The 21,631-nt window shown below is 53.2% G+C and carries 20 protein-coding genes and 1 pseudogene; 12 read left to right on the forward strand and 9 right to left on the reverse strand.

What is annotated here, in order from left to right; genetic code table 11:
* Positions 1-149 precede the first annotated feature (149 nt).
* From flhB to GFB57_RS14215, 4 genes are all read left to right on the forward strand, one after another.
* Positions 150-1,301 (forward strand): flagellar biosynthesis protein FlhB, encoded by a 1,152-nt coding sequence (gene flhB / locus GFB57_RS14200; RefSeq protein WP_003034664.1) that lies wholly within the window; start codon positions 150-152, stop codon positions 1,299-1,301.
* A complete protein-coding gene (flhA, locus tag GFB57_RS14205; protein WP_003034666.1) occupies positions 1,294-3,372 on the forward strand; it encodes a flagellar biosynthesis protein FlhA in 2,079 nt (692 codons plus the stop codon). The genes flhB and flhA overlap by 8 nt, the downstream gene beginning before the upstream one ends.
* On the forward strand, positions 3,372-3,764 hold the full coding sequence (flhe, locus tag GFB57_RS14210) for a flagellar protein FlhE (protein ID WP_003034667.1): 393 nt from the start codon (positions 3,372-3,374) through the stop codon (positions 3,762-3,764). Before flhA ends, flhe begins: the two co-directional genes overlap by 1 nt.
* Before the next feature lie 308 nt (positions 3,765-4,072).
* Positions 4,073-5,212, forward strand: coding sequence for a glycoside hydrolase family 105 protein (locus tag GFB57_RS14215; protein ID WP_003034669.1), 1,140 nt, complete (start codon positions 4,073-4,075; stop codon positions 5,210-5,212).
* Here GFB57_RS14215 and mrdA read toward each other — a convergent pair.
* Together mrdA and argS are read right to left on the reverse strand one after the other, a co-directional pair.
* Positions 5,184-7,122: pseudogene (gene mrdA, locus GFB57_RS14220) on the reverse strand (penicillin-binding protein 2). The gene GFB57_RS14215 and the pseudogene mrdA overlap by 29 nt on opposite strands.
* A 228-nt stretch (positions 7,123-7,350) precedes the next feature.
* Positions 7,351-9,084, reverse strand: a complete 1,734-nt coding sequence (argS, locus tag GFB57_RS14225; protein WP_003034673.1) for an arginine--tRNA ligase — start codon at positions 9,082-9,084, stop codon at positions 7,351-7,353.
* Positions 9,085-9,322: 238 nt separating this feature from the next.
* Between argS and GFB57_RS14230 the strand changes: the two genes are divergently transcribed.
* Entirely contained in the window at positions 9,323-9,889 is a 567-nt protein-coding gene (locus GFB57_RS14230) for a VOC family protein (protein ID WP_003034677.1), read from the forward strand.
* Between the two features lie 2 nt (positions 9,890-9,891).
* Positions 9,892-10,638: a copper homeostasis protein CutC gene (gene cutC / locus GFB57_RS14235; protein WP_003034680.1), complete on the forward strand. Its 747-nt coding sequence runs from the start codon at positions 9,892-9,894 to the stop codon at positions 10,636-10,638.
* 243 nt (positions 10,639-10,881) lie between these two features.
* Here the strand turns inward: cutC and cmoB are convergent, their stop codons facing one another.
* The 5 genes from cmoB to GFB57_RS14260 are packed head-to-tail and all read right to left on the reverse strand — an operon-like array spanning position 10,882 to position 14,460.
* Positions 10,882-11,850: a tRNA 5-methoxyuridine(34)/uridine 5-oxyacetic acid(34) synthase CmoB gene (gene cmoB / locus GFB57_RS14240; protein WP_003034682.1), complete on the reverse strand. Its 969-nt coding sequence runs from the start codon at positions 11,848-11,850 to the stop codon at positions 10,882-10,884.
* On the reverse strand, positions 11,847-12,590 hold the full coding sequence (gene cmoA, locus GFB57_RS14245) for a carboxy-S-adenosyl-L-methionine synthase CmoA (protein WP_003034686.1): 744 nt from the start codon (positions 12,588-12,590) through the stop codon (positions 11,847-11,849). The genes cmoB and cmoA overlap by 4 nt, the downstream gene beginning before the upstream one ends.
* A 40-nt stretch (positions 12,591-12,630) precedes the next feature.
* Positions 12,631-13,026, reverse strand: a complete 396-nt coding sequence (locus GFB57_RS14250; RefSeq protein WP_003034689.1) for an MAPEG family protein — start codon at positions 13,024-13,026, stop codon at positions 12,631-12,633.
* A 52-nt stretch (positions 13,027-13,078) separates the two neighbouring features.
* Positions 13,079-13,897: a DUF72 domain-containing protein gene (locus tag GFB57_RS14255; RefSeq protein ID WP_008323693.1), complete on the reverse strand. Its 819-nt coding sequence runs from the start codon at positions 13,895-13,897 to the stop codon at positions 13,079-13,081.
* Complete coding sequence (locus GFB57_RS14260; RefSeq protein WP_003034861.1) at positions 13,894-14,460, reverse strand: hydrolase; 567 nt, start codon at positions 14,458-14,460, stop codon at positions 13,894-13,896. Before GFB57_RS14260 ends, GFB57_RS14255 begins: the two co-directional genes overlap by 4 nt.
* Positions 14,461-14,748: 288 nt before the next feature.
* Here GFB57_RS14260 and aspS point away from each other — a divergent pair, with 288 nt between their 5' ends.
* The 6 genes from aspS to ruvB all read left to right on the forward strand — a co-directional run bounded on the left by aspS (position 14,749) and on the right by ruvB (position 20,005).
* A complete protein-coding gene (gene aspS / locus GFB57_RS14265) occupies positions 14,749-16,521 on the forward strand; it encodes an aspartate--tRNA ligase (protein ID WP_003034862.1) in 1,773 nt (590 codons plus the stop codon).
* Position 16,522: 1 nt separating this feature from the next.
* A complete protein-coding gene (gene nudB / locus GFB57_RS14270) occupies positions 16,523-16,966 on the forward strand; it encodes a dihydroneopterin triphosphate diphosphatase (RefSeq protein ID WP_003034863.1) in 444 nt (147 codons plus the stop codon).
* 28 nt (positions 16,967-16,994) lie between these two features.
* Positions 16,995-17,738, forward strand: coding sequence for a YebC/PmpR family DNA-binding transcriptional regulator (locus GFB57_RS14275; RefSeq protein WP_003034865.1), 744 nt, complete (start codon positions 16,995-16,997; stop codon positions 17,736-17,738).
* 34 nt (positions 17,739-17,772) lie between these two features.
* A complete protein-coding gene (ruvC, locus tag GFB57_RS14280; protein WP_003034867.1) occupies positions 17,773-18,294 on the forward strand; it encodes a crossover junction endodeoxyribonuclease RuvC in 522 nt (173 codons plus the stop codon).
* Positions 18,295-18,374: 80 nt separating this feature from the next.
* Positions 18,375-18,986, forward strand: a complete 612-nt coding sequence (gene ruvA / locus GFB57_RS14285) for a Holliday junction branch migration protein RuvA (RefSeq protein ID WP_003034869.1) — start codon at positions 18,375-18,377, stop codon at positions 18,984-18,986.
* A gap of 8 nt (positions 18,987-18,994) precedes the next feature.
* On the forward strand, positions 18,995-20,005 hold the full coding sequence (ruvB, locus tag GFB57_RS14290) for a Holliday junction branch migration DNA helicase RuvB (protein WP_003034872.1): 1,011 nt from the start codon (positions 18,995-18,997) through the stop codon (positions 20,003-20,005).
* A 78-nt stretch (positions 20,006-20,083) separates the two neighbouring features.
* Here the strand turns inward: ruvB and znuB are convergent, their stop codons facing one another.
* Both znuB and znuC read right to left on the reverse strand, forming a co-directional pair.
* The gene (gene znuB, locus GFB57_RS14295; RefSeq protein WP_003034874.1) at positions 20,084-20,869 is read right to left on the reverse strand and encodes a zinc ABC transporter permease subunit ZnuB; all 786 of its coding nucleotides are present in this window, start codon (positions 20,867-20,869) and stop codon (positions 20,084-20,086) included.
* Positions 20,866-21,621, reverse strand: coding sequence for a zinc ABC transporter ATP-binding protein ZnuC (gene znuC, locus GFB57_RS14300; protein ID WP_003034877.1), 756 nt, complete (start codon positions 21,619-21,621; stop codon positions 20,866-20,868). The genes znuB and znuC overlap by 4 nt, the downstream gene beginning before the upstream one ends.
* Between the last annotated feature and the right edge of the window lie 10 nt (positions 21,622-21,631).

Consider the following 21,631-nt stretch of genomic DNA (forward strand, 5'->3'; position numbering starts at 1 on the left):
GCCGGATGTGAGGCGTGGGCCTCTCATCCGGCTTACGCGCAATACTGCTTAAAGCCATAAATCCCGTCTTTTTTACCGCTTACTCTTCCCATTGCTGGATAGCTGTTCTGGCATCATTCTCGCCTATATCTCTATCCAGGGTCTGATGCGTGGCAGAAGAAAGCGACGACGACAAAACAGAAGCCCCCACACCCCACCGACTTGAAAAAGCGCGGGAAGAAGGGCAGATCCCCCGATCCAAAGAGCTAACCTCACTACTTATTTTGCTGGTGGGTGTGTGCATTATCTGGATTGGCGGGGAGTCGCTTGCCCGCAGGCTGGCCGGTATGCTGTCGGCCGGATTACGTTTTGACCACAGTATGGTCAACGATCCAAACCTGATCCTCAGCCAAATCATCCTGCTGATTAAAGACGCGATGATTGCGCTGTTGCCGTTGATTACCGGCGTCGTTCTGGTGGCATTAATCTCCCCGGTGATGCTTGGCGGCTTGATTTTCAGCGGTAAATCCCTGCAACCCAAATTCTCTAAGCTGAATCCGTTGCCGGGCATTAAGCGCATGTTTTCCGCGCAAACCGGCGCAGAACTGCTCAAAGCGATACTGAAGTCGACGTTAGTGGGCAGCGTGGCCGGGTTTTATCTCTGGCACAAGTGGCCAGAGATGATGCGGCTGATGGCGGAATCTCCGATTACGGCGATGGGCAACGCCCTGGATTTAGTCGGCATGTGCGCGTTGTTGGTGGTGCTTGGTGTCATTCCGATGGTGGGATTCGACGTTTTTTTCCAGATTTACAGCCATCTGAAAAAGCTGCGCATGTCGCGCCAGGATATCCGTGACGAATTTAAGCAAAGCGAAGGTGACCCGCACGTTAAGGGCAAAATTCGCCAAATGCAGCGCGCGGCCGCTCAGCGTCGCATGATGGCGGATGTACCAAAAGCAGACGTTATTGTCACTAACCCTACGCACTACTCAGTGGCGTTGAAGTATGACGAGAACAAAATGAGTGCGCCGAAAGTTGTCGCTAAGGGGGCCGGGCTGGTTGCGCTGCGCATTCGTGAAATTGGCGCAGAGCACCGTGTCCCTACGTTAGAAGCGCCACCACTGGCGCGTGCGCTCTATCGTCATGCTGAAATTGGTCAGCAAATACCGGGTCAATTATATGCCGCCGTTGCCGAAGTGCTGGCATGGGTATGGCAGCTAAAACGCTGGCGTCTGGCTGGCGGCAAACGTCCACCACAACCTGAAAACCTTCCGGTGCCTGAAGCACTGGATTTCATGAACGAGAAGAATACTGATGGCTAATCTGGTCGCGATGCTGCGTCTGCCCAGCAACCTGAAATCCACGCAATGGCAAATCCTTGCCGGACCGATCCTCATCCTGCTGATCCTGTCGATGATGGTGCTGCCGCTGCCGGCTTTCGTCCTCGATTTGCTGTTCACATTTAACATTGCGCTGTCGATCATGGTACTGCTGGTGGCGATGTTCACCCAGCGTACGCTGGAATTTGCCGCATTCCCGACGATTTTGCTGTTTACCACATTATTACGCCTGGCGCTGAACGTCGCGTCGACCCGTATCATTTTGATGGAAGGACACACCGGCGCGGCGGCGGCGGGGAAGGTGGTTGAAGCTTTTGGTCACTTCCTGGTGGGCGGTAACTTTGCGATCGGTATCGTGGTCTTCGTCATTCTCGTCATCATTAACTTTATGGTAATCACCAAAGGTGCAGGGCGTATCGCCGAGGTTGGCGCGCGCTTCGTGCTGGATGGTATGCCCGGCAAGCAGATGGCGATTGATGCGGATTTGAATGCCGGTCTGATTGGCGAAGATGAAGCTAAAAAACGACGCTCGGAAGTGACCCAGGAAGCGGATTTTTACGGCTCAATGGACGGTGCGAGTAAATTCGTCCGTGGAGACGCCATTGCCGGTATTTTGATCATGGTGATCAACGTAGTCGGCGGTCTGTTAGTTGGGGTGTTGCAGCATGGTATGAGCATGGGCAGCGCTGCGGAAAGTTATACCCTGCTGACCATCGGTGACGGGCTGGTGGCACAAATTCCTGCGCTGGTTATCTCTACCGCGGCGGGCGTTATCGTGACCCGCGTGAGTACCGACCAGGACGTAGGCGAACAGATGGTGACCCAACTGTTCAGCAATCCTAGTGTCATGTTGCTCAGTGCGGCGGTACTTGGACTTTTGGGCCTGGTTCCGGGCATGCCGAACCTGGTGTTTCTGATGTTTACTGCCGCATTGCTGGGCCTGGCCTGGTGGATGCGCGGTCGTGAGCAAAAAGCGCCAGATGAACCGCAGCCGGTGAAAATGCCGGAAAACAACTCCGTGGTGGAAGCCACGTGGAACGACGTGCAGTTGGAAGATTCGCTGGGAATGGAGGTAGGTTATCGCCTGATCCCAATGGTGGACTTTCAGCAGGATGGCGAGTTACTGGGGCGAATTCGCAGTATTCGTAAGAAATTTGCTCAGGATATGGGCTTCCTGCCGCCGGTGGTACACATCCGTGACAATATGGATCTGCAGCCGGCCCGCTATCGAATTTTGATGAAAGGGGTAGAAATTGGCAGCGGTGACGCCTATCCGGGACGCTGGCTGGCCATTAACCCGGGTACTGCTGCCGGGTCGCTGCCGGGCGAGAAAACGGTCGATCCGGCTTTCGGACTGGACGCTATCTGGATTGAAAGCGCATTGAAGGAACAGGCGCAGATTCAGGGCTTTACGGTGGTTGAAGCCAGTACTGTTGTTGCTACGCATCTAAATCACCTGATTGGCCAGTTCGCCGCTGAGCTGTTTGGCCGTCAGGAAGCGCAGCAGTTACTGGATCGAGTGTCGCAGGAAATGCCAAAGCTGACGGAAGATCTGGTGCCGGGCGTTGTGACGCTCACCACGCTGCATAAAGTGCTGCAGAACTTACTGGACGAGAAAGTACCGATTCGTGATATGCGCACCATTCTTGAAACGCTGGCGGAACATGCGCCGCTGCAAAACGATCCGCATGAGCTTACCGCGGTCGTCCGTGTTGCGTTGGGACGCGCCATCACTCAGCAGTGGTTCCCGGGGAATGAAGAGGTTCAGGTTATCGGTCTTGATACTCCGCTCGAGCGTTTGCTGCTGCAAGCGCTGCAGGGGGGGGGAGGCCTGGAGCCTGGGCTTGCAGACCGCCTGCTGGCCCAAACACAGGAAGCGCTGTCCCGGCAGGAAATGTTGGGCGCGCCGCCGGTCTTGCTGGTTAATCACGCGTTGCGTCCGCTGCTGGCGCGGTTTTTACGTCGCAGCATCCCGCAGTTGGTGGTGTTATCGAACATGGAGCTTTCCGATAACCGCCATATCCGCATGACGGCGACCATTGGAGGTAAATAATGCGCAAGTTACTGTGGTTGTTGTTTTTTCCTCTGGTGGCGCAGGCCGCCGGAGAAGGGGCCTGGCAGGCAAGCGGTATGGGGATCACCTTAAATCACCGTGGCCAGTCAGCCTCGTCTGCGCCTTTGGTTCCTGGCCAGCCGGTCTCAGGCTTAATGACGCTGGTAGCCTGGCGCTATGAGCTGAATGGCCCCACGCCCGCAGGTCTGCGAGTGCGTTTATGTTCTCAGTCCCGCTGTGTCGAGCTGGACGGGCAAAGTGGGACCACCAACGGGTTCAATAATGTTCCGGCCATTGAACCGATGCATTTTGTCTGGGAAGTCCCCGGCGGTGGTCGCCTGATCCCCGCGTTACGCATTCAGAGCAATCAGGTGATTGTGAACTACCGTTAACACCCTCCGTCATTCAAACCAGCAGTTGAAACTGCTGGTTGTTTCAACATTTCAGTCTCTCATTCAATTAAATAGAAACGCAGTTTTATAAAATAGGTGACGTACGTTGCCGGACTCTTTGTATTGTTGCCATTTCACGAATCCTTCTGGCAGAAATAGAAAGGTTTCACTTCCTGTTTGCTTTTACTGTGCCCCTATAAGGATGCCCATTGTCAAAGCGAGGATTGCGGGGCCTCCCAAATACAGCTGCTGCGCCGCAACAGGGGCAGGTCACAGCATTGAATCCGACATTGACAGAGGTTAAGTAAATGATTGTTTACCCGGTTAAACATAGCCCGTTGTTGCGCCAGCCAGAACATTTTATTGCCAGGGATGAATTAAAAACGCTGATAAAAAAGGTGACGCATAACCTGGTCAATATTCATGACGAAACTGGTGAGTTCTTGCTGCGTCTGGATGATGGACGCGTAATTGATACCAAAGGCTGGGCGGGATGGGAGTGGACGCACGGCGTCGGCTTGTACGGGATGTATCAGTACTATCTGCAAACCGGCGATGAAACGATACGCGATATCATCGATAGCTGGTTTGCCGATCGCTTTGCTGAAGGTGCAACCACCAAAAACGTTAACACCATGGCGCCATTTTTAACGTTGGCGTATCGCTATGAAGAGACGCGTAATCCAGCGTATCTACCGTGGCTCGACAGCTGGGCTGAGTGGGCAATGCATGAGATGCCGCGTACCGAGTTCGGCGGTATGCAACACATCACGCTGGCGGAAGAAAACCACCAGCAGATGTGGGATGACACGCTGATGATGACGGTTTTACCGCTGGCGAAGATTGGCAAGTTACTCAATCGCCCTGACTACATCGAAGAGGCAACGTATCAGTTCCTGCTGCACGTGCAAAACCTGATGGATAAAGACACGGGGCTGTGGTTCCACGGCTGGAGCTATGAAGGAAATCATAACTTTGCCAATGCCCGCTGGGCGCGTGGCAACAGTTGGTTAACTATCGTGATCCCGGACTTCCTCGAATTACTTGATTTACCAGAAAACAATGCCGTTCACCGCTATCTGGTACAGGTCCTGAACGCACAAATCGCGGCGCTGGCGAAATGCCAGGATGAAAGTGGGTTGTGGCATACCTTGCTGGACGACCCGCAGTCGTATCTGGAAGCATCGGCAACTGCCGGATTTGCTTATGGGATCCTCAAAGCTGTACGTAAACGTTATGTTGGGCAAGAGTATACGCTGGTGGCCGAAAAAGCCATTCGTGGCATTGTGCAGCATATTTCACCGGAAGGTGAACTGCTGCACACCTCGTTTGGCACCGGGATGGGACACAATCTCGATTTCTACCGCAACATCCCTCGGACTTCTATGCCTTACGGACAAGCGATGGCGATGCTGTGTCTTACCGAATACTTGCGTAAGTATTTTTGATATCGGTATTCGATGGCGCTAACGCTATCGGACCTGATGGTTGAGTCGTCATTGTGTGTACCGTGTTGTCCTGCGGGGCAAAGAGATGATCCATGATTTGACGCATAACCGGCGCGGCGGTGACACCATCGCTGCCGCCGTTTTCCAGAATTAACGCCACCGCGACCTTCGGGTTCTTATAGGGCGCAAATGCGGTATAGAACACGTGGTCGCGCAAGCGGACAGGGATCATCTTCGCATTGTAGGTCTGATTTTCTTTCAGGCTAAAGACCTGCGAGGTGCCGCTTTTCGCCGCAATGCCGTAAGGTGCTGTGTGAAAGAACTTATAACCTGTACCATTTGGTTCATTCGCCATGCCGAACATCGCCTGACGCACCAGTCCCCAGTAGGGTGACGAGGCTGAGGCGATTTGTGACGGTGCTTCTGGAGCCTGATACGGCGTGAGAGTTTTGCCATTTTCTTCATCGAGTAGCAGGTGAGGGACGATAACCTTGCCGTTGTTAATCAGTGCGACCATGGCTTTGACCATCTGGATAGGAGTGGCAATCCAGTAGCCCTGGCCGATGCCAACTGAGATAGTATCCCCCTGATACCAGGCTTTTTTATGCACTTTTTGCTTCCATTCACGGCTCGGGAGCAGGCCGTTATACTCCTCATCAAGATCGATGCCGGTCGGTTTACCGTAACCAAACTGGCTGAGCATGCTGTTAATCCGGTCGATCCCCATCATATACGCTACCTGATAGAAGAACGTATCGGCAGACTCTTCTATCGCTTTGGTGACATCCAGCATACCGTGGCCTGTTTTTTTCCAGTCACGGTAATGTCGCTCGGTGCCGGGTAGCGTCCAGGTAGGAGCACCGAAGAAACTGGTCTGCGGCGTGATCACACCGTTTAGTAATGCTGACATCGCCATATACGGTTTGACCGTTGACGCGGGGGGATACAATCCCTGTGTGACGCGGTTGATTAATGGCAGGTCTTTATCCTGGAGTAGCTTGTTATAGTCCTGATAGCTAATGCCTTTGACAAACGGATTAGGGTCATAGCTGGGGTTTGAGACCATCGCCAGTACAGAACCGTCGTGTGGATCTTCAACCAAAACGGCGGCACGCTGGCCAGCCAACAAGCTCTCAATATATTGCTGTAAATGTAAATCCAGCGTCAGATGGATATTTTTTCCGGCAACGGGCGGCACATCTTTGATCAGGCGTACGATGCGTCCGTGGTTATCTACTTCCACCTCCTGATAACCGGTCTTTCCATGCAGTTCATTTTCGTAATAGCGTTCAATACCTTGCTTACCGATATTGTGATCGGCGGCGTAGTTCTCTGCCTGACCCTTTTGATCCAGTGCTTTCAGGTCGTTGTCATTGATTTTTGAAACATAGCCAAGGACATGTGCCAGCGCCGCGCCATAGGGATACTGGCGGTCTTCGTAGCTATTGATGTTTACGCCGCTAAAATGAAACTGGTTTACCGAGAAACGGGCGATTTCCACATCGGTAAGCGCATTTTTTAGCACGACCGGACGATAGCGGCTGCTGGCTTTCAGCTCATGGCGAAACTGATCAATATCATCAGGAGTGAGGTCAACGATGGGCGTGAGCTGCTGGATTAACGCATTCATATCGCTGATTTTATAAGGCGTAACGGAAATGTCGTACCAGGTTACGTTGCGCACCAGCGGGATGCCGTTGCGATCGTAAATCATGCCGCGTGTGGGGGCGACGGGTAGCATTTTGATGTCGTTTGCATTCGAGCGGGTGGTGTAATACTTGGTGCTCGCGAATTTGTAAATTGTAGAGGTTGTAAATCAGGATGCCAAAACAGATGACCACCAGGCCAAAGGCCACCAACACACGCCGCTGAAAGAGTTTTTCTTCCGCCTCAAAATCTCTGAATGTCATTGACCCGTACCTGATTAATTCGCCGCCTAATGATACGGAGGCTTAAACGGGATGACAGGCAAAAAATGTTCCATATCTCTAGGGAAATGTGTCATTCCTTGTGGGTTGTTACAAATTACAGTGGATGTAGTCGCTTCTCGTAGGCCTGATTGCGCTGCCAATGAGGACGGGTCAGGGAAAATAATAAAGCCCGCGACATAGCGCGGGCTTTCACATTACTTGAGGTAATTACATACGTTCTACGGTTTCGATACCCAGTGTATCCAGACCCAGCTTCAGGGTTTTCGCCGTCAGCTGTGCCAGTTTCAGCCGGCTGTTACGAATCTCTTCGTTTTCAGCGCTGAGGATAGGGCAGTGCTCGTAGAAGCCAGAGAACAGACCGGCAACGTCGTACAGGTAAGCACACATCACGTGCGGTGTACCTTCACGCGCAACGACGGTCAGCGTTTCTTCAAACTGCAGCAGACGCGCAGCCAGCTGAGCCTCGCGATCTTCGTTGATAATCACCTGCGCATTTGCCAGCGCGCTTTCGTCGATATCCGCTTTACGGAATACGGACAGTACGCGGGTGTAAGCATACTGCATGTACGGCGCGGTATTGCCTTCGAACGCCAGCATGTTGTCCCAGTCGAAGATGTAGTCGGTGGTACGGTTTTTGGACAGATCCGCGTATTTCACTGCACCGATACCGACCGCATTTGCCAGCTTTTCCAGCTCATCGGCAGGCATGTCCGGGTTCTTCTCCGCGACCAGACGACGTGCGCGCTCCAGCGCTTCATCCAGCAGATCGGCCAGTTTAACCGTGCCGCCAGCGCGGGTTTTGAACGGTTTACCGTCTTTGCCCAGCATCATACCGAACATGTGGTGTTCCAGCGGCACCGAATCCGGCACATAACCAGCTTTACGCACGATGGTCCAGGCCTGCATTAAGTGCTGATGCTGACGAGAGTCGATGTAATACAGTACGCGATCGGCATGCAGGGTTTCGTAACGATACTTGGCACAGGCGATGTCGGTTGTGGTGTAGAGATAGCCGCCATCTTTCTTCTGAATGATAACGCCCATCGGTTCGCCTTCCTTGTTTTTATACTCATCAAGGAATACGACGGTAGCGCCTTCGCTTTCAACAGCCAGGCCTTTGGCTTTGAGATCGGCCACGATGCCAGGCAGCATCGGGTTGTACAGGCTCTCGCCCATGACGTCGTCACGGGTCAGGGTAACGTTGAGGCGATCGTAGGTTAACTGGTTCTGTGACATGGTAATGTCGACCAGTTTACGCCACATCTCACGGAAGTATTCGTCGCCGCCTTGCAGCTTCACGACATAGCTACGAGCGCGTTCCGCGAAGGCTTCATCTTCGTCGTAATGTTTTTTCGCGTCACGGTAGAAACCTTCCAGGTCAGCCAGCGCCATCTCTCCGGCATTTTCCTGCTGCTGTTTTTCCAGCCATGCGATGAGCATACCGAACTGAGTTCCCCAGTCGCCGACGTGGTTGGCGCGGATAACCTTGTGACCAAGGAATTCCAGCGTACGCACCGCCGCGTCACCGATGATGGTGGAACGCAGGTGACCAACGTGCATCTCTTTCGCTACGTTAGGCGCGGAGTAGTCAACCACGACGGTTTGTTTAGTCGGTTGGGTGACGCCCAGACGATCGGAAGCCAGCGCCTGCTGAACGTGCTGCGCCAGAAATGCCGGGTCGAGAAAAATGTTGATAAAGCCCGGGCCTGCAATTTCAACTTTGCTGGCAATCCCGTTGAGATCCAGATGAGTCAGCACCTGCTCAGCCAGTTGTCGCGGCGCCATACCCAGTTTTTTAGCGACAGCCATCATGCCGTTAGCTTGATAGTCGCCGAACTGTACTTTTGCTGACTGACGAACCTGTGGTTCGCAATCTGCAGGCGCGCCTGCAGCAATCATGGCCTGACTGACTTTTTCTGAGAGAAGAGCCTGAATATTCACCGGAATACCTTACATTTATGAAGCGGTCTAAAATTCACCGCACCAGTTTAAGAATTAAGGGCGGGAGTATACTGCAAATGCCCGTTGCCGTCAGCATTGTGTGTACCGCCAGTAGCCTGAAATATAAACCATGCAATGGCGTAAATTTATCCATGATGTGTTCGGAGAAAACAGCGGTTGGATGGCGCAGCGCAACAGAGTAAATTAGCGACTTTGAACATGGATATGAGCTTTTAATATGGCGAACTGGCAAACCGTTGCAGAACTACAGGATATTTCTGCAGATTTACCGCATTTCACGCAGGCATTAACGGAACTTTCTACCCGTCTTGGGCTGGATATCACAGGTCTGGAAGCCGATCACATTTCCTTGCGTTGCCATCAAAATACCACTGCAGAACGCTGGCGTCGTGGGTTTGAACAGTGCGGTGAATTGTTGTCAGAAAACATCATTAACGGCAGACCTATTTGTCTTTTTAAACTGCATGAGCCGGTTTGTGTGCAACATTGGCAATTTTCCATCGTCGAACTGCCGTGGCCGGGCGAAAAACGTTACCCACATGAAGGCTGGGAACATATTGAAATTGTTCTGCCGGGTGAGGCACAAACGCTGAATGCGCGAGCGCTGGCGCTGCTTTCCGATCACGGTCTGAGTCAACCTGGTATATTTGTGAAAACCAGCTCGCCAAAAGGAGAACGTGAACGTTTACCGAATCCGACGCTGGCGGTTAGCGATGGTAGCGTGACGATAAAATTCCACCCGTGGTCGATTGAAACCATTGTGGCAAGCGAACGTCAGGAGTGAGCATGACTATACTGGAAATCTGCTGTTACAGCATGGAGTGCGCGCGCACGGCGCAGCAAAACGGCGCGGATCGTATTGAGCTTTGCTCGGCACCCAAAGAAGGGGGCTTAACACCTTCACTGGGCGTCTTGCGTTCTGTTCGCCAGCACATTTCGATTCCCGTCAATCCCATTATTCGTCCACGTGGAGGCGACTTTTGTTACACCGAAGGTGAGTTCGCTGCAATGCTGGATGATATAGCGATGGTCAGAGAACTGGGGTTCTCAGGGCTGGTGACCGGCATTTTAGATGCGAATGGCGATGTCGATATGCCGCGCATGGAGAAAATAATGATCGCCGCCGGTTCACTGCAAGTCACTTTTCATCGTGCCTTTGATATGTGTGCTAACCCACTCAATACGCTTAAAAAATTAGCTGATTTGGGCATCGCCAGAGTACTCACCTCCGGGCAAAAATCAGATGCGGCGCAAGGTTTAACAAAAATAATGGAACTTATTGCGCAGCCTGGTGCTCCAATCATTATGGCCGGAGCGGGGGTTCGCGCCTCGAATTTGTCCCTGTTCCTTGATGCTGGGGTGCAGGAAGCCCACAGTTCTGCCGGAGTATGGCTGGCTTCACCAATGCGTTATCGCAATTCGGGGTTGTCGATGTCTTCGGATGCGCAGGCGGATGAGTATTCTCGCTATGCGGTAGACGGGGCGGCGGTTGCTGAAATGAAAGCAATCATTGCACACCATCAGGCCAACTGATTTTACCGTTGCATCATGTCGCCCAATATGATGCTTGCTCGTACCAGGCCCCTGCAATTTCAACAGGGGCCTTTTTTTCTCCTTCTCCTGCATATTTCGGTCTGCAACTGTGTTGGCTTTCCTCGCTCACCCCGGTCACGTAGTTATCTACGCTCCCAGGGATTTGCTGCGTCGCCGCCTTGTTGCAAACCGAACTATTTTGGAGAAATGGTGCTATACGTAATAGTCATTTGGCAAAAATGACTACGGTTTACGTGCAATCAATACCGCACGCAGTGGGGCGGGGTAGCCTTCCACCGTCTTACTGTGGTCGTTCGGGTCAAGGAAGTCGGCCAGCGATTCGGTAATCATCCATTCGGTGCGGCGCTGTTCTTCGGTAGTGGTCACACATACGTCGGCAATGCGCACATCAACAAACCCGCATTTTTCCAGCCAGTTTTTTAGCGCCAGTGCAGACGGGATAAAGTAAACGTTACGCATCTGGGCGTAGCGATCGCCCGGCACCAGCACGGTATTTTCATCGCCTTCGACAACCAGCGTTTCCAGTACCAGTTCGCCATCTTTAACCAACTGATCCTTTAACTGCCACAGGTGTTCCAGCGGCGAGCGGCGGTGATAAAGCACGCCCATGGAGAATACGGTATCAAAGGCGTTGAGCGCCGGAAGCTGTTCAATACCCAGCGGCAGCAGATGCGCGCGCTGGTCATTGCCCAGCAGTTTACGCACCGCCTCAAACTGGCACAGGAACAGTTGGGTCGGGTCGATACCGACCGCCAGATGTGCGCCCGCGCCAATCATGCGCCACATGTGATAGCCACTGCCGCAGCCGACATCAAGAATGGTACGTCCGGTGAGATCAGACAAGTGCGGCAGGACGCGATCCCACTTCCAGTCGGAACGCCATTCGGTATCGATGTTGACGCCGTACAGCGAGTACGGTCCTTTACGCCATGGCATCAGGTTACGCATCAGGGTGTCTATGCGTTTAAGCTGACCTTCGCTGAGCGGCTCTTTGCTTTCTGCGGTAACGCTATGCATTAAGTCCAGACGATGCGGCGTTAGCTCGGGCAGAAACTCGACGGCGTTTGACCATTGTTTAAAAAGACCGTGCTGATCGCGCTGCCAGGCAGCGATTTGCGCCGGAAGTGTTTCCAGCCAATGGGACAGATGATTTTTGGCAATCAACTGATAAAAGTTACCAAAATCGATCATGCGCTAACCTCAGCTTTCAACGCCACCAGAGAGCCAAAGTTGAAGCACTGGAACCACAATTCGCTGTGCTCAAAGCCGGCCTGATGCAGTCGCGCTTTATGCGTTTCGACCGAGTCGGTGAGCATCACGTTCTCCAGCATGCTGCGCTTCTGGCTGATTTCCAGTTCGCTATAGCCATTGGCTCGTTTGAAGTCGTGGTGCATGTTGAACAGCAACTCGCCTACGTTCGCGTCTTCGAAGCTGAATTTTTCAGATAGCACCAACGCGCCACCGGGATTCAGCCCCTGATAAATCTTATCCAACAACGCCTGGCGCTCGGGTGGCTCAAGGAATTGCAGGGTAAAATTCAGCACCACCATCGAGGCATTTTCGATAGTAATGTTGCGAATATCGCCTTCGACAACCTCAACCGGAGTCGGTGCTTTATAAGCGTCGATGTGACGACGGCAGCGCTCAACCATCGCCGGGGAGTTATCGACAGCAATAATTTTGCAATTCTCGTGATGAATATTGCGACGCACCGAGAGCGTCGCCGCGCCCAGAGAACAGCCCAGATCGTAGACCTGCGTGTTGGGTTGTACGAAACGTTCGGCCAACATGCCAATCATAGAAATAATATTGGAATAGCCAGGAACGGAACGCTGGATCATATCCGGGAAGACTTCAGCTACCCGTTCATCAAAGGTCCAGTCACCCAGACTGGCGATAGGCGCAGAAAAAAGCGTGTCGCGGTGAGACATAACGTAAAAATCCGGGAAAAATAAAGTGGCGTATTGTGCGCTAATGCAGGGAGAAAACCAACTCCCAGGGCATATACCAAAGATTCGCCAGCACCATTAGCAACAGCGAACACCAGGTTGCGCTCATGCCTGAACGGCGCCAGCGGAAAAGCCGGTGGTGGAATCCGTAATAATGCATCAGTCGTCCGGCAATCAACATCAGCCCGCAAAGATGCACCATCCACGTCTCTGCGCCGTTCATTTCCATAAATAACAGCAGCACTAACGCGACGGGAATATATTCCACCGCGTTACCGTGAATGCGGATAGCGCTTTGCAGTTCGCTAAAACCTCCATCGCCATAGGCAACGCGATATTGCATGCGCAGGCGAACAACGTCAAAGGAGAACTTTATTAACAATAACGCACCCAATACGGCATAAAGCGCGCTTACCATACAAACTCCCTTTTAAAATGGCTGCTGGCATTGACTATGATAGGTGGCATTTTCAGAAAAGAGAAGATTGCTGTGGAATAGACGGTGCTGATCCGATCTCTGGCAGAGCATTGCGTAAATCTGCCCATAGCGTATCGACAAGCTCCGGGGCCTGCGCGATGTCCGGCGTATGCAAAAACAGATACGGCGTCGTGGTGTGATGCCATAGCGACAGCTTGGTCAGCCAGACGGCAAAAAGCGCGCTGTTTTGTGCCATATCATCGCTACCGATAAAGCGTACCATCGGATGGTTTGCCGTCACCACCGCATGCACCGGAACCTTCGGTTTCTTGCGCTGGGCGTCACGTATCGCTTCGGTATGTGGGATTGCGGCATGTACCGGGCGGCTGTCCAGAATCACCCGGTTTACTCCACGCTCGTGTAACCCGCGATTAAATAGCTGTTCGGCTTCGCCTTTGGCAAAGAAGTCTGGATGGCGAACTTCCACACCGTAGGTAAAGCATTTGGGGAGCGCATCGAGAAACTGCCACAGGGCAGGCAGGTCGCGTGGGCTAAAAGTCGCGGGTAATTGCAGCCAGTATTGTCCAATGCGCGATTCTAGCGGCGACATGCGCATAAAAAATTCCTGTACCAGGTCATCACAATTCCGCAGCGCGGCCTTATGCGAAATGGTCGCCGGAAACTTAAAACAAAATCGAAACGTATCGGTGGTCTGTGCCTGCCAGCGGGCAACAATATCGGCTTTAGGCAGCGCATACAGCGTGGTATTGCCCTCCACGCAGTTAAAGTGGCGGGCATACTCTTCAAGGCTTGTGATCCCCAGACGCACCCACTTTGGGTGCGACCATTGGGGTAAACCGATATAGATCATAGCGCTTGCAAAATCTCCTCCACGCTGCGAACGCGCGCAATGCGGGGGAAAATGTGCGTCATGCTGCCCTGGTGTTGCTCAGCACTGGCGGCGCTACAGGCATCCTCTGCAATGATAAGACTGAAACCCAGCTCCCACGCATTTCGTGCCGTCGACTCAACGCCAATGTTCGTAGAGATGCCGCACAGGACGATGGTATCGATATCCCGGCGACGCAGCTGTAATTCCAGATCGGTGCCGTAGAACGCGCCCCACTGGCGTTTGGTTACTTCGAGATCGCTGGTGCATTTACCCAGAGCAGCCGGGTAATCCCACCAGTTTTCGGGCAACGCTTTTGCTGGAGTCTGAGCATCTACTGGCTGTTTCAGTGCTTCGGCGTAATCGTCAGACCACCCGACGCGCACCATTACCACCGGGGAACCGTGGGTACGGAATTTTTCCGCCAACTGCGCGGTGCGGGCAACCACAGCGTGTGCCGTATGAGGTCCGCCAGCGAAAGGCAGGATCCCTTCCTGTAAGTCAATCACGACAAGGGCAGTTGTTTTTGCGTTCAGTTCCAGCATGTTCACTCCAGTAAAAAATAGAATTCCGTTACACCTTAAGCGCGAATCAGTGTGAAAGGGGCGACAATTTTTGTTATTTTTTGTGAGATTACGCAATGCCCGTCCAGGAAACAGGCGTACAGTCAGTACCGGACTAAGAGTCTATCCCAGTAGGCTCTTATCGTGCGGCAGAATTTCCAGTATAATAGCCGCCTTTTTTCATTCAGTTGTGACATTCAGCTAAAGCTGCGACTTCGTCATCTGCGAGACAGGTGACAATCCGCCTGCGGCAAAGTTAAGGGATATCTCATGCGTACAGAATATTGCGGACAGCTACGTCTGTCCCACGAGGGGCAGCAGGTGACTCTGTGTGGTTGGGTCAACCGTCGTCGTGATCTTGGTAGCCTGATCTTTATCGATATGCGCGACCGCGAAGGTATCGTGCAGGTATTTTTCGATCCGGACCGTGCGGACGCGTTAAAGCTGGCCTCCGAACTGCGTAATGAGTTCTGCATCCAGGTTACGGGCACCGTGCGTGCGCGTGACGCGAAAAACGTCAACGCCGAGATGGCGACGGGCGAAATTGAAGTGCTGGCCTCCGATCTGACCATCATCAACCGTTCAGACTCGCTGCCGTTGGACTCTAACCACGTCAACACCGAAGAAGCGCGACTGAAGTATCGCTATTTAGATCTGCGTCGCCCTGAAATGGCGCAGCGCCTGAAAACGCGTGCCAAAATTACCAGTCTGGTGCGTCGTTTTATGGACGACCACGGCTTCCTCGACATCGAAACACCGATGCTGACCAAAGCGACGCCGGAAGGCGCGCGCGATTACCTGGTACCTTCTCGCGTACATAAAGGTAAATTCTACGCGCTGCCGCAATCACCTCAGTTGTTTAAACAACTGCTGATGATGTCTGGCTTTGACCGCTACTATCAGATCGTAAAATGCTTCCGTGATGAAGACTTACGTGCTGACCGTCAGCCTGAATTTACCCAGATCGACGTTGAGACTTCCTTCATGACCGCACCGCAGGTGCGTGAAGTGATGGAAGCGCTGGTGCGTAATCTGTGGCTGGAAGTTAAAGGGGTGGATCTGGGTGATTTCCCGATCATGACCTTTGCCGAAGCTGAGCGTCGTTACGGTTCCGATAAACCAGACCTGCGTAACCCGATGGAGCTGGTTGACGTTGCCGATCTGGTGAAAGACGTTGAGTTCGCAGTGTTCTCTGGTCCGGCAAACGATGCGAAAGGCCGCGTAGCTGCTCTGCGTGTACCGGGCGGTGCCGCACTGAGCCGTAAGCAAATTGACGATTACGGTAACTTTATTAAAATTTACGGCGCGAAAGGTCTGGCTTACATCAAAGTCACCGAGCGTGCGAAAGGTCTGGAAGGTATCACCAGCCCGGTTGCTAAGTTCCTGAACGCAGAAATCGTGGAAGCGATTCTGGCGCGTACCGGTGCGCAAGACGGCGACATGATTTTCTTCGGTGCCGACAACAAGAAAGTGGTTGCCGACGCGATGGGCGCGCTGCGTCTGAAACTGGGTAAAGACCTGAACATTACCGACGAAGCCAAATGGGCGCCGCTGTGGGTTATCGACTTCCCAATGTTTGAAGACGATGGTGAAGGCGGACTGACCGCAATGCACCATCCGTTCACCGCGCCGAAAGATATGACAGCTGCTGAGCTGAAAGCTGCGCCGGAAGACGCGGTTGCTAACGCATACGATATGGTTATCAACGGCTACGAAGTGGGCGGCGGTTCCGTGCGTATTCACAACGGCGACATGCAGCAGACCGTATTTGGTATTCTGGGCATTAACGAGCAAGAGCAGCGTGAGAAATTCGGCTTCCTGCTGGATGCGCTAAAATATGGTACACCACCGCATGCGGGCCTGGCGTTTGGTCTGGACCGTCTGACTATGCTGCTGACCGGTACTGACAACATTCGTGACGTTATTGCTTTCCCAAAAACCACTGCTGCAGCGTGTCTGATGACTGAAGCGCCGAGCTTTGCCAACGAAGCTGCGCTGGCGGAACTGAGCATTCAGGTTGTTAAGAAGGCCGAGAATAACTGATATGACATACAAACAGCCTGTCTCGGTGTTAGTCGTGATTTATGCAAAGGACACCGGGAGAGTGCTGATGTTACAGCGACGCGACGATCCTGATTTCTGGCAGTCGGTCACCGGCAGCCTTGAAGAGGGTGAAACCGCGTCGCAAGCCGCTATGCGCGAAGTAAAGGAAGAGGTCGCCATTGATGTTGCATCTGAGCAACTGACCTTAATTGACTGTCAGCGCACGGTGGAGTTTGAGATTTTTAGCCATTTACGTCATCGCTATGCACCGGGAATTGAACGTAATACTGAATCCTGGTTTTGCCTGGCACTTCCCTCAGAACGAGAGATCGTGTTCACCGAACATCTGACCTATCGTTGGGTTAATGCGGTTGAAGCCGCCCAATTAACCAAGTCGTGGAGTAACCGGCAGGCGATTGAAGAGTTTGTAATTAACGTCGCCTGAAAAGGCGCGCTTTTTGGAGATATTATTTATGGCAGGTCATAGTAAATGGGCCAACACCAGACACCGTAAAGCAGCGCAGGATGCTAAACGCGGTAAAATTTTCACCAAAATAATTCGTGAGCTGGTGACGGCGGCAAAACTCGGCGGCGGCGATCCGGACGCTAACCCGCGTCTGCGTGCAGCGGTTGATAAAGCGCTGGCTAACAACATGACCCGTGACACCCTGAACCGTGCAATCGCGCGCGGTGTGGGTGGTGATGAAGATTCCAACATGGAAACCATCATCTATGAAGGTTATGGTCCTGGCGGTACAGCCGTTATGATTGAATGTCTGTCTGACAACCGTAACCGTACTGTTGCGGAAGTGCGTCACGCGTTCACGAAAACGGGCGGCAACCTCGGTACCGACGGTTCCGTGGCTTACCTGTTCAGCAAAAAAGGCGTGATCTCCTTTGAACAAGGCGACGAAGACGCCATCATGGAAGCGGCGCTGGAAGCAGGTGCTGAAGACGTGGTGACCTTCGACGACGGCGCAATTGACGTTTACACCGCGTGGGAAGAGATGGGTAAAGTGCGTGACGCGCTGGAAGCGGCGGGTCTGAAAGCGGACGCGGCTGAAGTGTCTATGATTCCATCCACCAAAGCAGATATGGATGCAGAAACAGCGCCGAAGTTGTTGCGTCTGATCGATATGCTGGAAGACTGCGACGACGTGCAGGAAGTTTACCATAACGGCGAGATCTCTGATGAGGTTGCAGCTACCTTAGAATGAGGTGGCTGTACCGCAACCTGACAGGAGGTGCGTGATGTCTATCATTCTCGGCATTGACCCGGGGTCGCGCATCACCGGTTATGGCGTTATTCGTCAGGTCGGCAGACAGCTGACCTACCTCGGCAGCGGTTGTATCCGCACCAAAGTCGACGATCTCCCGTCACGTTTGAAGTTAATTTACGCGGGCGTGACGGAAATCATCACCCAGTTCCAGCCGGACTATTTTGCCATTGAGCAGGTCTTTATGGCGAAGAACGCTGACTCGGCGCTAAAGCTTGGACAGGCACGCGGCGTGGCAATCGTTGCGGCGACCAATCAGGATCTACCGGTCTTTGAATACGCGGCCCGCCAGGTAAAACAGACTGTGGTGGGGATCGGTAGTGCGGAAAAAAGCCAGGTCCAGCATATGGTGCGCACGCTGCTAAAACTCCCGGCGAATCCGCAAGCGGATGCCGCGGATGCGCTGGCGATTGCTATTACCCACTGCCATGTCAGTCAGAATGCCATGCAAATGAGCGAGTCGAGGCTGAATTTGGCGCGAGGTCGATTACGTTAGTGACAAATGAGGCTGGATATCTATCCAGCCTTTTTTTATGATAGCGCATTACCTTTTAGCCCTTAACGCAGGAGCGTCACGTGATAGGCAGACTCAGAGGCATCATTATTGAAAAACAACCCCCGCTGGTCCTTCTGGAAACGGGTGGGGTAGGCTATGAAGTGCATATGCCGATGACCTGTTTCTACGAGTTGCCGGAAGCCGGGCAGGAAGCGATTATCTTCACCCATTTTGTGGTGCGTGAAGACGCTCAACTGCTGTATGGCTTTAACAACAAGCAAGAGCGCACGCTGTTTAAAGAGTTAATCAAAACCAATGGCGTGGGGCCGAAGCTGGCGCTGGCGATCCTCTCCGGAATGTCTGCGCAGCAGTTTGTTAATGCCGTTGAGCGCGAAGAGCTTGGCGCGTTAGTGAAATTACCGGGCATTGGTAAGAAAACCGCAGAGCGTTTGATTGTTGAAATGAAAGACCGCTTTAAAGGCCTGCATGGTGACCTCTTTACCCCGGCGGCGGATCTGGTTCTGACCTCTCCGGCCAGTCCGACAACGGACGACGCCGAGCAGGAAGCGGTTGCTGCGCTGGTGGCGTTGGGCTATAAACCACAAGAAGCCAGCCGCATGGTGAGCAAAATTGCCCGCCCTGATGCCAGCAGTGAAACCCTGATTCGTGAAGCGCTTCGCGCGGCATTGTGAGGTAAAGGATGATTGAAGCAGATCGCCTGATTTCGGCTGTCAGCACGACCCCTGAAGACCTGGTGGATCGTGCGATCCGCCCTAAATTGCTGGAAGAGTATATTGGCCAGCCTCAGGTCCGTTCGCAAATGGAGATTTTTATCCAGGCGGCGAAGCTGCGTGGTGACGCTCTCGATCACCTGCTGATTTTCGGTCCTCCAGGTCTTGGTAAAACCACGCTTGCCAATATTGTCGCCAATGAAATGGGCGTTAATCTGCGCACCACGTCCGGTCCGGTACTGGAAAAAGCGGGTGACCTGGCGGCAATGCTTACCAACCTTGAACCCCACGATGTGCTGTTTATCGATGAAATCCATCGTCTTTCACCGGTGGTGGAAGAGGTGCTGTATCCGGCGATGGAAGATTATCAGCTGGATATCATGATTGGTGAAGGGCCGGCTGCACGTTCGATCAAGATTGATCTGCCACCGTTTACGCTAATCGGGGCGACGACGCGCGCCGGGTCGTTAACGTCTCCGTTGCGTGACCGTTTTGGTATTGTACAGCGCCTGGAATTCTATCAGGTGGCTGATCTGCAGCACATTGTAGGACGCAGTGCGCGTTTTATGGGCCTGGAAATGAGCGATGAAGGCGCGCTGGAAGTGGCACGCCGCGCTCGCGGTACGCCGCGTATCGCCAACCGCTTATTACGCCGGGTACGTGATTTCGCCGAAGTGAAGCATGACGGCACGATTTCAGCAGATATCGCCGCTCAGGCGCTGGATATGCTCAATGTGGATGCGGAAGGATTTGATTATATGGACCGTAAGTTGCTGCTGGCGGTTATCGACAAATTCTTCGGCGGACCGGTCGGACTGGATAACCTGGCAGCGGCGATCGGGGAAGAGCGTGAAACCATTGAGGACGTGCTTGAGCCATATCTGATTCAGCAAGGTTTTCTGCAGCGTACGCCGCGTGGACGTATGGCAACCGTACGCGCCTGGAACCATTTTGGCATTACGCCGCCACAGATGCCTTAATGCATGATGTCGCTACGCTCACCAGGCCTGGGCGATTTTGTAGGCCCGGTAAGCGCAGCGCCACCGGGCAACGCATGCTTAGCTCGCTTGCTTTTTCATCATGCTGAAAATAAACAGCAGCGCGGCACACAGCACCACGGAGGGACCTGCCGGGGTGTCATAGAAGGCCGAGAAGGTCAACCCGCCTGTAACCGCTATCATTCCCACACCAACGGCAACACCTGCCATCTGTTCCGGCGTACGGGCAAAGCGACGGGCGGTCGCCGCAGGGATAATAAGCAGCGAGGTGATAATCAACGCCCCGACAAACTTCATCGCCACGCCAATCGTTAACGCCGTAACCAGCATCAGCAGCAGCTTCACGCGTTGCAGCTTCACGCCATCGACAAATGCCAGATCCGGACTGATGGTCATCGACAGCAGGTTACGCCACTGCCAGAACAGAATCGCCAGAACAATAACCACGCCGATGGCGATGGAGATAAGATCTTCAGGCGTCACGGCGAGCAAATCACCAAACAGGTATGCCATCAGATCCACACGGATGTTGGACATCAGGCTGACGACAACCAGCCCCAGCGACAATGCACTATGCGCCATAATGCCCAGTAAGGTATCGATCGCAAGGTGAGGGCGCTTTTCAAGCCATACCAGACCGCCAGCCAGCAACAAAGTGACGGCGATAACCGCATAGAAAGGGTTTACATCCAGCAGCAGGCCAAAGGCGACTCCCAGCAGCGAAGCGTGGGCCAGCGTATCACCGAAATAAGACATTCGACGCCAGACCACAAACGAGCCGAGTGGGCCAGCAGCACAGGCCAGCATGATCCCGGCTAACCAACCGGGTAATAACAATTCAATCATGAGTGACCATTTCCCCGGCGTAAGACGATACGACCCTGTAAATCGTGGCGGTGATTGTGATTATGACGGTAAATTCCGAGTTGTTCGGCGCCGCGTTGCCCGAACATTGAGATGAATTCCGGGTGCATGGAAACCACTTCCGGTGCACCGGAACAGCAAATATGATGGTTCAGGCACAGTACTTCATCGGTTTTGGCCATCACCAGATGCAGGTCATGGGAAACCATCAGTACGGCGCAATCCAGTTCACGTCGCAACTGGTCGATAAGGTCGTACAGTGCGACCTGCCCATTGACATCTACGCCCTGGGTCGGCTCATCGAGCACCAGTAGCTGAGGTTTATTCAATAAAGCACGGGCTAACAGGACGCGTTGCGTTTCCCCGCCAGAGAGCTTTTGCATCGGCGCATTCATCAGATGTCCGGCCTGAACGCGCTTCAGTGCCGGAAGGATATCCTCTTTTTTGGTGCCGGGACGTAAGCGCATAAACCTGCTTACCGTCAGCGGAAGCGTAGTATCGAGGTACAGTTTTTGCGGTACATAGCCAATCCGCAATTGGCCATTACGCTTGATAACTCCCTCATCAGCCGCTACCAGTCCTAATACAACGCGTACCAGCGTAGACTTCCCGGCACCATTTGGGCCGAGAAGCGTTAAAATTTTACCGGGTCGAAGTTCAAGCGATACGTCAGACAGGACGCGGCGTTGACCATAAGAGACCGAGACATTTTCCAGTGAAACCAAAGTCGTCATATCAATTTTA

Origin of the sequence: Citrobacter sp. S39, from assembly GCF_009495675.1 — a bacterium.
Classification (GTDB): domain Bacteria; phylum Pseudomonadota; class Gammaproteobacteria; order Enterobacterales; family Enterobacteriaceae; genus Citrobacter; species Citrobacter freundii.

Coding starts and splice junctions, on each gene's coding strand:
- znuB (WP_003034874.1), bottom strand. CDS start 20,869: ATGATTGAATTGTTATTACCCGGTTGGTTAGCCGGGATCATGCTGGCC.
- cutC (WP_003034680.1), top strand. CDS start 9,892: ATGACTATACTGGAAATCTGCTGTTACAGCATGGAGTGCGCGCGCACG.
- GFB57_RS14250 (WP_003034689.1), bottom strand. CDS start 13,026: ATGGTAAGCGCGCTTTATGCCGTATTGGGTGCGTTATTGTTAATAAAG.
- ruvB (WP_003034872.1), top strand. CDS start 18,995: ATGATTGAAGCAGATCGCCTGATTTCGGCTGTCAGCACGACCCCTGAA.
- cmoB (WP_003034682.1), bottom strand. CDS start 11,850: ATGATCGATTTTGGTAACTTTTATCAGTTGATTGCCAAAAATCATCTG.
- GFB57_RS14260 (WP_003034861.1), bottom strand. CDS start 14,460: ATGCTGGAACTGAACGCAAAAACAACTGCCCTTGTCGTGATTGACTTA.
- GFB57_RS14230 (WP_003034677.1), top strand. CDS start 9,323: ATGGCGAACTGGCAAACCGTTGCAGAACTACAGGATATTTCTGCAGAT.
- cmoA (WP_003034686.1), bottom strand. CDS start 12,590: ATGTCTCACCGCGACACGCTTTTTTCTGCGCCTATCGCCAGTCTGGGT.
- ruvC (WP_003034867.1), top strand. CDS start 17,773: ATGTCTATCATTCTCGGCATTGACCCGGGGTCGCGCATCACCGGTTAT.
- GFB57_RS14255 (WP_008323693.1), bottom strand. CDS start 13,897: ATGATCTATATCGGTTTACCCCAATGGTCGCACCCAAAGTGGGTGCGT.
- GFB57_RS14275 (WP_003034865.1), top strand. CDS start 16,995: ATGGCAGGTCATAGTAAATGGGCCAACACCAGACACCGTAAAGCAGCG.
- flhe (WP_003034667.1), top strand. CDS start 3,372: ATGCGCAAGTTACTGTGGTTGTTGTTTTTTCCTCTGGTGGCGCAGGCC.
- znuC (WP_003034877.1), bottom strand. CDS start 21,621: ATGACGACTTTGGTTTCACTGGAAAATGTCTCGGTCTCTTATGGTCAA.
- flhA (WP_003034666.1), top strand. CDS start 1,294: ATGGCTAATCTGGTCGCGATGCTGCGTCTGCCCAGCAACCTGAAATCC.
- nudB (WP_003034863.1), top strand. CDS start 16,523: ATGACATACAAACAGCCTGTCTCGGTGTTAGTCGTGATTTATGCAAAG.
- aspS (WP_003034862.1), top strand. CDS start 14,749: ATGCGTACAGAATATTGCGGACAGCTACGTCTGTCCCACGAGGGGCAG.
- GFB57_RS14215 (WP_003034669.1), top strand. CDS start 4,073: ATGATTGTTTACCCGGTTAAACATAGCCCGTTGTTGCGCCAGCCAGAA.